Genomic DNA, 13,187 nt, shown 5'->3' with positions numbered 1-13,187 from the left:
GCATATGATTGATATTATTAATGTCGAGCAGACTTTCGGCGACAGAAGAATTCTGAAAAATGTAAATTTGCAGATCAATAAGGGAGAAACGATGGTTATCCTGGGGGCCTCCGGCTCAGGAAAATCTACGCTCCTTAAGATGATGATAGGGCTTTTGAAGCCAACATCAGGCAAGATATTGATCGATGGCAGAGATATAACAAGGATGCCTGAAACAGAGCTCAATGAACAGCGGAAACATATGGGCATGGTTTTCCAGTATTCAGCACTGTTTGACTCCATGAATGTCAAGGAAAACATTGCATTTGGGCTGAGGATGCATACAAAACTGTCAGAGCCTGAGATTGATCAGGCGGTCAAGGAAAAACTTCATCTGGTGGGACTTGATGGAACAGAAGAACTGATGCCGTCAAACTTGTCCGGGGGCATGAAGAAACGTATAGGGCTGGCAAGAGCTATCGTCCTTGAACCGGAAATCATCCTGTATGACGAACCGACAGCAGGCCTTGATCCCATCCGTTCAACGGATATAAGTTTATTGATAAAGAATATGCAGGAAAAGCTGCATGTTACAAGTGTTGTAGTAACACATGATTTAAAATCAGCGGAGCTTATAGCTGACCGGATGGCGTTTCTTTATGAAGGATCTTTCCTTGAAATCGGAAAACCTTCTGCGCTTTACCAGTCAAAAGATCCGAGAATAAAACAATTCATGAATGGATTGCCGTCTTCGCCGGATATAGAGAAAGAGGGGGATGAATGATGAAGTGGACAACTGAAGCGAAAGTAGGGGCTTTTTCGCTCGCAGGAATCATTTTGTTTACAATAATCATTGTCCATTTAAGCACTCTGGTTATTTTTGGCAGAAGCGGTTTTCTTGTAACAGGTTATTTTAAAGAAGCGGAAGGCATCGAAAAAGGAAACCCGATCCATTATGCTGGCGTAGAAGTCGGCATGGTCGACAACATTGCAGTTAAAAACGGCGAAGCGGTATTATCGCTGCGCTTCTATAATGATGCCAAGATTCCTAAGGATGCTGAGTTTACCATTCAAACCAGCAGTGTCATGGGCGGAAGATTCATCAAGGTTTCCGGAGGCCATCAGGACCGCGGATATCTCCAGAACGGTATGACCGTAGAAGGTGTTGCCAGCCCGGGAATTGACCAGGCAATGGATAAAATGGATAAGCTCATTAATTCAGCGCAGATGATGCTGAACGGCATCAATGAAATTGTTGCAGATCCTAATGCGCAGAGAAATGTAAAGAACAGCATCAGTAATTTCGACGCCATTTCCCAGAATCTTGCCATTTTGACATCCCAGGGCATACAGACCGCTTCGGAAATTCAGGAAATTACGGGCCAGATCAACTCCATGCTCAAGCAGTTCAATGGAGACGGAAAAGCGGCTGCTGATGCCAGGGCAATCATGGATAATCTGGTAGTTACATCAGAAAATGCCAGGAAAATATCTGAAAATGCAAAGAACATATCTGGTAAAATTAATAATATAATGAATGGAAATGCAGATTTAGGTATGTCTGTTTCCGGGGAATTGTTATATAATACTAAGAAAGACGATTTCTCGCCAAACATTTTCCTGAAAGCAGGCAAAGATTCTTATGGCCTGTTTGGGATAGAATCTGTTGGGAATGATCCTGTCTATGATGCCATGTTTGGAAGAATGAAGGGGATTTATGGAGTACATGCGGGAATAATCCGCAATAAACTCGGTATTGGTGCAGATTATGAAAAGAAAAAATGGAAATTCTCCGCCGATCTATTCGATCCGAACGACCTGGCTCTTCGTATACGCGGGACTTATGACTTAGGCGATAACGTTTTCGTCATCGGCCAGTCCATCCTTCCTCATAGCAAAACCGGAGGAGGAGAATATTTAGGACTTGGATATAACTACTGATAAAAAATGAGTCTTAGAAGGGATGGAAATATATGAATAAATTTACCTACCATGTGTTACTTACATCAGTTCTGCTTGCGCTTTCTGTCGGAGCAAATGCAGAAGCAAAGGCTGCTCCTACAAGATTGACAACCGATCCTGCGATTACAGAAAAAGCTATTGCAGCGCAGATGAATCAGGTAAATTCAGAAAATAATGTTAATTTCAACAATATGCTTCTTCAGAAGAATTTGGGAGATTCCATTGCTGAGACGGCAGCTCCTAAATCCTCTACTTTGGATATAGATCTTCGCGGTGCGGTGACACTCGCAATCCAGAACAACCGTGATATTACTATCGCTGAACTGCAGAGAAGAGAAGCTGAAGCGGATGTCAGTGCAGCAGCAGCAAAAAAGAATCCATCTTTGTCGGACACTTGGAGTGCTGGCAGAGCTAAGTCAGTAGGTGAGGATGCAATTGGCAATAGTTTTGGAAATGGACTGACTGTTTCCTGGCCGATTTGGACGGGAGGAGCTGTTGAAAGTGCCATTGACTCTGCAAGATATGCAAAAAATATTTCTGACCTTGAAGTTTACAGGACTGAAGCTGCAACAAAACTTTCTGCAGTCAAGGCATATTACAATTATCTGGAAGCTATCAAGAAGGCAGAAGTACAGCATGAATCAGTCAGCGATTACCAGAGCCATCTGACCAACGTACAGCAGCAGTTTGATGCAGGCGTTGTTGCAAAGCTTGACGTATTGACCTCCAATGTATCTCTGGCAAATGCAAAACAGGCAAGTATTGCAGCGGATAATACAAGAGATGTTGCTGAAGCAAATCTGAATAATATTATGCGTATTCCAATGAATACAAAGATCAATGCTTTGGATAAGGATTTCCCGGAACCTGAATTCGACATTACGATGGATCAGGCAATTCTCATGGCGCAGAAATACAGATGGGAACTGGTTGAAGCAGATTATCAGGTAAGAGTAGCTAATGAGAATCTGAGAAGTGCCAAGGCCGGTTATATGCCGACTGTAGCAGTAAACAGCGGATATAATTGGAAAGATTCTGATTTCCCGGGATTTGCCAATAAAGGATGGAGCATTGGCGGCTCCGTAAGCTGGCCGATCTGGGACGGCGGTGCAACTCAGGCTGCTATCAAGAAGGCAGAAGCAGGAGTTAAGGTTGCGCAGGAGCAGCTTCTGCAGTCCAGAGAAAGCGTCGAACTTGAAGTAAGACAGGATTATCTGAATATTCTGGCTGCTAAAGAGCAGATCCGTGCGACCGAAGCTTCCGTTGCTGAAGCTGAAGAAGCTTACAAGATTGCTGCGGTAAGATACAGCAGCGGCGTTGGTACGAACCTTGATGTACTGGATGCAGAACTGCAGCTGAGTACAGCTCGTACAAACTATATCAGCGCTTTGTACAACTACAATATCGGTCTGGCAACTTTGGAAAATGCAATGGGAATTCCTGCTGTTATCCATCCAGAGTTTGCTGCAGGCAGCGAAAATAAATAATACACGAAAATTTTCAAAATATATGAACTGGTAGGGAGCAGACTTTGAATAAAAGCAGAATCAAGTGGTGGCTGAACGGAATTGCCGCATTCATCTTTGTGGCAATCTGTTTCGTCTACTTACTAATACGGCCAATAATTGTACAGAACTTGGATCCTGTGCTGCACGAAAAGATTGGAGCCAGAGTAAATGGCACCATATCCTGGGAGCAGCTGGATCTCGATCCGGGTTATAATCTTCAATTCGCCGGTCTGGAATTGAAAGATAATAACGGGGATACTGTATTAAAGTCGTCCTATTTGACGATTGGATGGACAGTATCTTCTCTGTATGATTACCTGGTACATGATTCCGGCGTTGCATCCCTTGTTAAAAGTGTAACTGTTGAAGATCCTGAAATCGATCTTCGTCAGGGGCAAGATAATTCCTGGAACATTCAGGATATTCTTAAGCCGTCTGATGACACCAACAGCGGGACATTTACAGGAAAAGTGACAATCAAAAACGGAACCATTGCCGTAAATACCGCTAATTCCGATCGCTATGTCTTCAATGATTTAAAGGGAAATTTTGATTGGAATAAAGATCAGAAAATCCATGGATCTTTCAACGGAACATTTATTGATAATCCTTTTAATGGAACGCTTAAGTATACTGATGAGAATAATCTGGAAGTAGATTTGAAAGCTGACAGCATTTCACTGAAGTCACTGCAGCCTTTATTGAATCAATTTCCTGACTTAAGCAAGAAAATAGAATTAAAAAATGGTACAGGAGAAGCGACGAGTGCAAAGATTTGGAGAAGTGATGGCGCTGTGGCTTACCACGTAAAAGGCCATTTTAATAATGCTGCTCTGAGCTATGAAAACTACATTCTGGCTGATGGAGCAGCTTTTTTTGATATTTATGATGGAGAAGCATCCTTTTCTGATGTTTCAGCAAAGATCAATGGACAAAATATTTCTGGCGATGCCAGAATTAACTGGAATCTGCCGGAGATCATGCTTCAAAGTAATCTGAATTTCCATGGATTTGAAATCGAAAAGGTCCTGCCGGACGAGCAGATCCGCGGGGCATTGACAGGAAGCATGCTTGTATCGGGTACTCTGAAAAATCCATATGTGTCCGGCGACGTCGTTTTGAAAAACGGCGGATATCAGGATATGGATATCTATTTGGCCAAAGCTAAGTTTATCTATGGGGACGACGGGATTATCATTCCTTCTCTGGAAGCAAAAACAAGTGCAGGGGAAATTACCGGGGACGGCAGATATGATCTTACCTCTGGTGCATTTAACGGAGAGGCTGTAGTTACTGATTTGTCCCTTGGAAATATTCCTGCTGATATTGGAGCTTCCGGAATATTGAATGGCAGTGTTGAAGCTGCCGGAAACTATAAAGACGGCGCTTTCTCTTTAAATAAAGGATCTTTTGTAGGAAAAGGGGAAGGTCTTTCGTACACTGATTATTCAGCCGGCAATGTGTCCGGATTTGGAAGTTATGACAGCGGAAATTGGAATTTTACCGGCTATGCCAGAGATATGTCTGCTAAGGGCGTCCATGTAGATACGCTTTCCGGCAATGCAGAAAGTACTAATGGCGTTACGAATATCTCCTATGTGACGGGAACCATGGGAAATGGTGCATTTACTGCTTCCGGCGTTTATTCTGATCAGGGAATGAATATCAAGGCTGAAGCAGGAAATATTGATATGGGACAGTTTCCCGGATTAGCAGGTATCCCTGTCAGCGGCACAGCTTCATTGACTGCAGATATTCATGGTACTCCTCAGCAGCCTCAGGCCGATGTTATATTCAATGCATCTGATGGAGCAATCAAAGGAGCTGCATTCAATACACTGAAGGGAAGGCTTACTGCGGATGAGAAGACACTGACCATCTCTGATGCAAAATGGACAGGTGACAGCGAGAATCATACGGTCAAGGGTACTATAGGCATTGCAGAACCGCATAATTTGAATTTAAGCATCAAAACGGAAAAGAGCCGTATAGAAGATCTGCTCAGGCTGGCCCAGCTCGATTACCCGGTTACAGGCTGGATAGAAAACGATATGTCTGTTTCCGGAGATGTCGATCACCCTGTTGTAAAGGGGAATTTCCTGGCCTGGGATGGATCCATCAAGGGGGAACTCTTCCAGAGTATCTCCGCAGGATATGACTATGATTCTTCAGGCCTCAAACTTTCTAACGGCCTGGCTTATATCTATGACGGCACAGCTATGGTCAATGGCGTAGTAAGGCCGGATGGTCTTGATCTTCAGACGTCCTTTAATGATATCAGTATTGAAAGAATGCTGCCGCAGAGTGGAATTACAGGCAAGGTATCGCTCTTAAGCAGAGTGAAGGGCACGATGGATAATCCGCAGTTCGACGGAACGGCAGCAAGCCGTGAAATCCATGTAGGAGGAAGCGTCGTCAGAGTGGTTTCCACAGGCGTCCACTACAGGGATCATGTCGTGACTTTGGATGAAGGCTCGTTCAGGCAGCAGGGCGGCAGTTTCACTTGGAAAGGGAATTACAACGTAGAAAACAGTTCGATTGACGGAACGTTGAAATTTGACAACTGGAATGCAAAAGAAATCCTGCGTATGCTCAAAGTGACCTCGGATGCTGTTGATATTCCTGTAGAAGGCGGTATGCGTATCAGCGGTACGTTAGACAATCCGAGTGTGGATTTCAAAGCCAATATTCTCGGAGGCCATCTGGGTGCGACAAGTGTAGGTGATGGGGTAATAGACTTCTCCTATATGAATAAAGCACTGTCCATAAGAAAAATGAATATTCCTGTTGGAAACGGCGTGCTTGCTGCCCAGGGGGGAATGAACAGCCAGGGTGATCTGGATATCAAGTTTGCCGCCCGCGATATGGATGTATCCTGGATTCCTTCAGTGCTTAATAAGAAAGACGTTAAAATAGGCGGGACACTGACAGCAGGTGTTTATCTGTCAGGAAATAAGACCAAGCCTGTTGCTGATATTTCCATCGGCGTCGATCATCCAAGCTATGGTGATATCTCATTCGATGATTTCTCGCTTATGGCCAATATGAGCGACAATGTATTTATACTGCAGAATGCACTTATTACCAGAGATGCGTACAAGGCAAGCATGAAAGGTACGATCCCCGGGGCAATGTTTGGCCTCCCGGTCGTTTCGGATGTTCCGATTGATCTGGATATCAATCTTGACCATGCAGATATGAATATACTGGCATTGTTCTCTAAAGCCGTTACTTCAGCAAATGGACCGATCAAGGGCCATCTGAAAGTAACCGGAGCGTATAATGACCCAATGATCTTTGGCGGCGTCACTATAAAGGATGGATCGTTTACGCTGGCAACAATGTCCGAACCTATCAGCCCGTTCAACTTGAATCTTGCCTTTAATGGCAAGACGGCAGATGCTGATATGAGTGCTGTATTTGGCGGCGGACAGGCAAGTGCCAAAGGCAGCGTAAACTGGAATAATGCGGCTATTACAGGATACAGCGGAGAAGCACATATTCACACGCCTTCTATAAAATCGACGTATTACAAGGGAGCCCTTGATGGTGACTTTACGCTGGGCGAAGTGTTCGGCCAGATGGGCATCAGCGGAAACTTAAATATCCATGATGCCGTTATAGATGTTCCATTTGCTTTATTGGGAAGTTCAGGCAGTACGACGATGAATATGCTGACAAAAGTTGATGTCAGTGTCGGCGATAATGTAAGGCTTTACAATAGTCTCCTGTACGATATGCTGATTAGAGGAAACGTCAGTGTCATGGGTCCGGTCAAAGCACCGGTTGTGACAGGGCGTGTCAATGTGGAAAAAGGTGATGTAAGGATCAATACGACTGACTTCAGAGCAGATCAGGCCAGTGCTATCTGGGGCGGTGAGCCCGGATCTCTGATTCCTGTCATTCGTGCAAATGCAGTTACTAAAGTCGGTCATTATAATATAACAGCTGAACTCGAAGGACCGGCAACGGAAATGACTACCGTATTCCACAGTGATCCGTATCTGTCGGATTCACAAATCCTGATGCTTCTGACTCTGCATCAGAATCCGGACAAGGACAGCAGCGGTGCCATGGAAGGCGCACTGTTCAATGCAGGGCTGACAATGATCTTCGGAAACGGAGTGCAGGATTTCCTGCAGGATAAGATAGGCCTTGACCTTATCAGCATTACCTCGAGCCTGACTGATTATTATGATAGTATCAACGATAACAACGATAATTACTATTACATAAAGATCGGGAAGTATATATTTAACGACTTTATGCTTACTGCTACGATGGGTGTCAACAATGATGAAAAGAGCGTAGGATTCCATTATGATCTCAATTCGCGTATAGGGCTTTCATCGTGGTATAATAGTAACCATGACAGTTATATTGGAACTGACTGGAGCTTTAAATTCTAGTATGACAGCTCCGCTTCATAGGAATCAGTTTGGGGTATTAATGAAAGTATGGGAGGCAGTCTGCCTTGCAGCAAATAGCAGTAAATAACTGTCAGTTCATTTGAAATCAACAGAAAAAATCATTAAAAATAAAAGAGGAGGATTTTATGATTACAACAAAACACAAAAAGGCGGTCATCCTTTCTGCGCTAATGTTTTCTTTGACAGGCGCATCCGCTTATGCGCAGGCTCCGGGCATCGCAGGCAGCCAGAATGGAATGTCCCAGAGCTCAATGATTGATGTAAAAAGCGGACAGGCAACAGGCAAGGTTGGAGAAATCACTGATAAAACGGATAAGGCGGCTAATGAAGAACCTGCCGTTATGGTTCAGCAGTCTCAGCAAACTGTAGCTGTCGGGGATGCATCGCTGTATCTTTCCTCTAATGATGATTCTGCTATTGAGGCCCAGGTCGGCAAAACAATTACTTCTGTTGATTTTGAAGGAATCCCGGAAGAAGTGAAGGCAAAACTTGCTCCTTTGATTCAAAGCAAACCGGGATCCACTGTTACCGTTGAGGGAATCCGAAATGATGTGGCATCCTTAGGGAGCATTGGTGTTTTCTCTCAGATCAGACCGGTTTTCGTCAGCGTTCCGGAAGGTGTTAAACTGACATATCAGCTGGTTTCCAATCCAGTCGTCAAAAATGTAGAATTTTCAGGCAACACTGTATTTACCAGTGATTATCTGAAATCCATTATGCAGATTCCGAAAGACAGCGTTTTGAACTTCGTGCTCGTAAACCAGAAGCTGAGGGAAATTGAAGATCTGTATCTGAAGCAGGGATACATGCTCGTGTCTATCCCGAACGTACAGGTATCTGCAGACGGGACACTTCATATCGATATATCCGAAGGCATTGTTGAAGACATCGTTATTGTCGGAAACGAGAAGACCAAGAATTACGTTATTACAAGAGAATTGAAATTAAAGAAGGGCAAGCCTTTCAATAAATTCCTGGCAAGCAGAAGTATGGAACGTCTGTATAACTTAGGTTATTTCGAAGACGTTAATATGAAGCTGCTCCCGGGAAAGACCAATGAACATGATGTCATCATTGAAATCGATGTCATTGAACAGAAAACAGGTATCGTAACTGTAGGTGCCGGTTATTCTGATGCTGATGGCACAGTAGGTATTATTGAACTGGGCGATACCAATTTCAGAGGTACTGGCGATAAGGTCAATCTGCATTGGGAATTCGGCGGTGCAGGCGATGGCAAGAACTATACTCTTTCCTATACCAGACCCTGGATCAATGATAACGGAGACTCTCTGGGTGCATCCATATTCAACCGTATTTATGAATACGATGACTATGATGCCAACGGGGACAAAGTAGCAGAATATGATAAACGCAGAAAAGGCTGGAATTTGACATGGGGTCATGTTTCCGACGAATACAGAACGAACTACTTCAATTTCGAAAGTTCCAAAGAATCTTATGATGATCATGACGGCTTCGAAACTGGAGAAGTTATGGACAAATATCTGGCTAAGAACAATATAACTGATTATCATGATTCTGACTGGTACAAAGCTATCATGGATAACTTTGGAACCACGAACAGCTTTACCTTCACCCATGTATTTGATAACCGAGACAATTACTTCAATGCCAGCAAGGGCCGCAGAATTTCGTTCGCAGCACAGTGGGGCGGCCATGGCCTTGGCGGCGATTATGATTTCTATAAATTTACAGCAGAAGGACGTTTCTACAAAGCTCTTGGAAACGGCCATATCTTAGCTCTCCGTTTGATGGGCGGTTATATTGACGGCGACGTATCTTACGGAAACCTGTTTGATTTGGGCGGATCGGATACACTGCGCGGTTATGAAGATGATCAGTTCAAGGGCAAGAAAATGTATGCAGCTACCCTTGAATATCGTTTCCCGATCGCTAAAAAGGTTCAGGGCGTCCTGTTCACTGATGCAGGAAGCACCTGGGGAATTGATGAAGGAAAGATACCGTGGTACACAGATGACGACTCTCTTAACTGGTCTGTCGGTGTCGGTATCAGACTCCAGACTCCGATCGGACCGATCAGACTGGATTATGGTCATGGTGATAGAAACAAATTCAACTTCAGCTTTGGTACACAGTTCTAAGGAAAAGGGGAGCTGTTATTCAGCGGCTTAAGTCCTGTTTGAATACTGATTTTATAAATGCATCATGCCGGGAAATGGTTCTGGCATGATACGGTTTTAGTCGAAAATATAATTATGGAATCATAGGCCGTAGGGGACTGTGATTCCATGATCAATGAAGGAGAGTAATTTTATTATGATGACAACTCTTGGTAATAAGAAAAATGTAAAGATTTTTTCATTTGCTTTAGCGGGAGTGTTTATTGCTTCGGTTGCTGCCATGGCAGTCGTATCCATGGGGGATACTGCAAATGCAGCTCCTACCTCTGATATCGGTGTCGTTGATCAGAGGGAAGTCATTTCCAGCAATGGTACTTTGGCAATGGACTATCAGCAGAAACTCAAATCCACAGCTGATGAAATGCAGAAGGACTTTGATGCGAAATCTGCAGGCATGAGCGATGCTGAAAAGGAAAAACTTTTTAATGACATGCAGCAGCAGTTCAATCAGAAGAGAACATCCATCGAAAAGGATATGGAAGACCAGGTTACAAGCGCAGTCAAGTCTGTGGCTTCCCAAAAGGGATTATCCCTGGTCGTTGATAAATCCGCAGTCCTTTACGGCGGTACTGATATCACTAAGGAAGTAACAGATGCATTGAATCAGTCAGTTACGGCTGCCCAGTCATCTGCCGCTTCCGCTAGTAAATAACTGGAATACATAAAATGAAGAATAGAAACTGTTTGGGTTCTGCTGCTGCCATAATAATAGTCATGGTTTCGCTGATTATGGCTGGGTGTAGTTTAAAAAAGGAAGAGGCTCCGCCGCCGGCTCCAGTGTATGGAGTGGCCGATTTAGAGACACTTGTTAAAGCGCATCCTAAATACAGTGAATATTTCAAATTGGAAACAGAATACAATCATCTTCTGGATCAATATCAGAATGAAAGAAAACGTCTGATTGCAATCTCTGCGCAGCAAGCCAAAATTAAGCAGGCTATGCAGGATCAAAGTGTGCAGCTGGCGGCTGAGAATGAGCTCAAGACGAAAGTCAAGATGAAAGAAGATGAGCTGAACAAAGGGCTTGCTGGTCTTTATTCAGAAATCAGTGCTGCTCACAATAAATCAGGAGAAACCTCGTTTGAAGGGCTCACTCCGGAAGAACGGGCTGAGATGGCAAATTTGCAAATGAAGCTTACCGTTCTGGGTGTTTCAGGTTCTGAAAAGGATAAAGTAAAAGCACGCCTCGAAGAATTGATCGATGCCAGAATTCAGCGCGAAAAGAATGATATGACAGGGTGGACGCCTGAAGAGGTAAAGCGTATGCAGGATGCTAAAAAAGCTGCTGAAAGCCAGCTGGAATCTTATGCGGCGTCCACAGCAGCAGAAATAAAGAAAGAGCTGGCTGAGAAGTACAGCAATGGTGTATCGGATTCCGCGATTGCCAATTTGCCGAATAATGAAGAATGGAATAATGGATGGAATGCAAGAATCGATGCCAAGCAGAAGCAGATGGCTGCTGTGAAGGCTGAGATTATGGCAGATATCCAGAAGGATGCCGGGCGGGTTGCATCAGAGAAAAACCTGACAATGATCTTCTCTAAGTACAAGGCTAATGTCAGTGCTGTAGATGTAACAAGTGATATCTTAGGCAAAATCATAAATGAAAATGGCTAGGAGGAGTCAGAATGATAGGTTCTACATGGAAAAAGCTGGCATGCGTTGGTTTGATTGCGTGTGCAGCTGTATTTTCCGGTTGTGGTAATTCGAGTAAAGTTGCAGTTGTCGATTACCAGAAAATAGAGAATGAATCTCCAAAAGTAAAAGACATTCAGAAACAGATTACTGATAAAGATACAGAAATCCAGAACAGATTGAATCAGGAAGCGCAGTCCGGGCTTTCTGATGAAGAAATGCAGAAGAAAGTTCAAGCTGCCCAGCAGGAACGCATGATTTTTGTTCAGAGCAAGCAGAAGGAACTGGAATCACTCATTCAGGCGCAGTGTGGTGCAATTGCTAAAGAAAAGAACATCGGAATTGTCATGTATCAAAGAGCGGTGCCTGTTGGTGCGGTAGATATAACTGATGAAGTTTTAAAGAGGATGGATGGATCCAGTAAAGCAGGATCTGCATCGAAGTGAGGCGACTATGAAAAAGACAGCTGGTGAATTGGCCGAGATCGTAGGCGGAGTTCTGCATGGGGATCCTTCTCTTGTGATTGATGATGTGTGCAGCGCTGAAAGTGCAGGACCGTCTCACATTACCTTTGCACGTGGAATTTATGCTGAGCATATTGAAGAGATGCATGCAGGCGTTATTTTAGTCGATGAACTGCCGGAGCATTTCACAAAAAATTTTATTGTCGTCCCGGACTGCCGCCGTTCGTTCGGCCAGTTGATTGATTTATTCCATCCGGAATCTCATTTTGAACCGGGCATCCATGCGACAGCTATTGTTAGCCCGAAAGCTCAGATTGGCAGCAATGTATGCATCATGGCGTACTGTATCATTGAAGATGGCGCTGTCATTGGTGACAACACGGTGATTTATCCATATACATATATCGGCAAAAATGCAGTTATCGGAAATGGCTGTGAACTGAATCCGGGATCGGTCGTTCATGAAAACAGTATATTAGGAAATAATGTCGTACTTCGTGCGCATGCTGTTGTCGGAGGACAGGGATTCGGCTTTTCAACCGATGAACGGGGACATCATACCCATATCCGCCAGTTGGGCAGGGCTGTGATTGGTGATAACTGCGAGATTGGTGCAGGTTCTGCTGTCGATAATGGTGCCATGAATGATACTGTTGTCGGAAGCGGCACTAAAATCGACAATCTGGTACATGTAGGTCATAATGTTCAAATCGGCAATGACTGCTTTATCATTGCGCAGACGGGAATTGCAGGAAGCACCACGATTGGAAATCACTGCATCCTGGCAGGACAGACTGGAATCAATGGTCATGTAAAAATTACAGATAATGTCGTTTTAGGCGGCAAGACTGGTGTTATCGGAAATATTACTGAACCAGGCGTTTATATGGGCTATCCTGCAAGAACGCATGCTCAATGGGGCAGGGTTGAAGTCATGGTTTCTCATCTGCCGGAACTGATGAAAAAAGTAAAAAAATTGGAAAAGCAGCTGGAAGCCCAGAAAGATAAAAAGTAGTATTTAAGTATATTTTGCAGTGGATACAG

Annotated in this window: 9 protein-coding genes; all 9 read left to right on the top strand. The window is 44.0% G+C overall.

From position 1 onward, the window contains the following. Nucleotides 1-4: 4 nt before the first annotated feature. The 9 genes from Dia5BBH33_RS05205 to lpxD all read left to right on the top strand — a co-directional run bounded on the left by Dia5BBH33_RS05205 (nucleotide 5) and on the right by lpxD (nucleotide 13,158). Nucleotides 5-763 (top strand): ABC transporter ATP-binding protein, encoded by a 759-nt coding sequence (locus tag Dia5BBH33_RS05205; RefSeq protein WP_143332523.1) that lies wholly within the window; start codon nucleotides 5-7, stop codon nucleotides 761-763. Beyond that, a complete protein-coding gene (locus tag Dia5BBH33_RS05200) occupies nucleotides 760-1,920 on the top strand; it encodes an MlaD family protein (RefSeq protein ID WP_231939213.1) in 1,161 nt (386 codons plus the stop codon). Before Dia5BBH33_RS05205 ends, Dia5BBH33_RS05200 begins: the two co-directional genes overlap by 4 nt. Nucleotides 1,921-1,952: 32 nt before the next feature. Beyond that, nucleotides 1,953-3,428: a TolC family protein gene (locus Dia5BBH33_RS05195; RefSeq protein WP_108849690.1), complete on the top strand. Its 1,476-nt coding sequence runs from the start codon at nucleotides 1,953-1,955 to the stop codon at nucleotides 3,426-3,428. A gap of 44 nt (nucleotides 3,429-3,472) precedes the next feature. Beyond that, nucleotides 3,473-7,858, top strand: coding sequence for a translocation/assembly module TamB domain-containing protein (locus Dia5BBH33_RS05190; RefSeq protein ID WP_143332522.1), 4,386 nt, complete (start codon nucleotides 3,473-3,475; stop codon nucleotides 7,856-7,858). 146 nt (nucleotides 7,859-8,004) lie between these two features. After that, nucleotides 8,005-10,005, top strand: a complete 2,001-nt coding sequence (locus tag Dia5BBH33_RS05185) for a BamA/OMP85 family outer membrane protein (protein WP_108849692.1) — start codon at nucleotides 8,005-8,007, stop codon at nucleotides 10,003-10,005. Between the two features lie 175 nt (nucleotides 10,006-10,180). After that, entirely contained in the window at nucleotides 10,181-10,696 is a 516-nt protein-coding gene (locus Dia5BBH33_RS05180; RefSeq protein WP_108849693.1) for an OmpH family outer membrane protein, read from the top strand. 14 nt (nucleotides 10,697-10,710) lie between these two features. Then, nucleotides 10,711-11,661, top strand: a complete 951-nt coding sequence (locus Dia5BBH33_RS05175) for a hypothetical protein (protein WP_108849694.1) — start codon at nucleotides 10,711-10,713, stop codon at nucleotides 11,659-11,661. Between the two features lie 11 nt (nucleotides 11,662-11,672). Continuing rightward, entirely contained in the window at nucleotides 11,673-12,125 is a 453-nt protein-coding gene (locus Dia5BBH33_RS05170; protein ID WP_022382064.1) for an OmpH family outer membrane protein, read from the top strand. After that, complete coding sequence (gene lpxD, locus Dia5BBH33_RS05165; RefSeq protein ID WP_370797234.1) at nucleotides 12,091-13,158, top strand: UDP-3-O-(3-hydroxymyristoyl)glucosamine N-acyltransferase; 1,068 nt, start codon at nucleotides 12,091-12,093, stop codon at nucleotides 13,156-13,158. Before Dia5BBH33_RS05170 ends, lpxD begins: the two co-directional genes overlap by 35 nt. Nucleotides 13,159-13,187: the final 29 nt, after the last annotated feature.

Source organism: Dialister hominis, assembly GCF_007164725.1.
Taxonomy (GTDB): domain Bacteria; phylum Bacillota; class Negativicutes; order Veillonellales; family Dialisteraceae; genus Dialister; species Dialister hominis.
This window is presented reverse-complemented; position numbering and strand designations above follow the sequence as displayed.

Bases quoted from the DNA above. Each gene is read 5' to 3' on its own strand.
- Dia5BBH33_RS05205 (WP_143332523.1), top strand. From the start codon at position 5: ATGATTGATATTATTAATGTCGAGCAGACTTTCGGCGACAGAAGAATT.
- Dia5BBH33_RS05200 (WP_231939213.1), top strand. From the start codon at position 760: ATGATGAAGTGGACAACTGAAGCGAAAGTAGGGGCTTTTTCGCTCGCA.
- Dia5BBH33_RS05195 (WP_108849690.1), top strand. From the start codon at position 1,953: ATGAATAAATTTACCTACCATGTGTTACTTACATCAGTTCTGCTTGCG.
- Dia5BBH33_RS05185 (WP_108849692.1), top strand. From the start codon at position 8,005: ATGATTACAACAAAACACAAAAAGGCGGTCATCCTTTCTGCGCTAATG.
- Dia5BBH33_RS05180 (WP_108849693.1), top strand. From the start codon at position 10,181: ATGATGACAACTCTTGGTAATAAGAAAAATGTAAAGATTTTTTCATTT.
- Dia5BBH33_RS05175 (WP_108849694.1), top strand. From the start codon at position 10,711: ATGAAGAATAGAAACTGTTTGGGTTCTGCTGCTGCCATAATAATAGTC.
- Dia5BBH33_RS05170 (WP_022382064.1), top strand. From the start codon at position 11,673: ATGATAGGTTCTACATGGAAAAAGCTGGCATGCGTTGGTTTGATTGCG.
- lpxD (WP_370797234.1), top strand. From the start codon at position 12,091: ATGGATCCAGTAAAGCAGGATCTGCATCGAAGTGAGGCGACTATGAAA.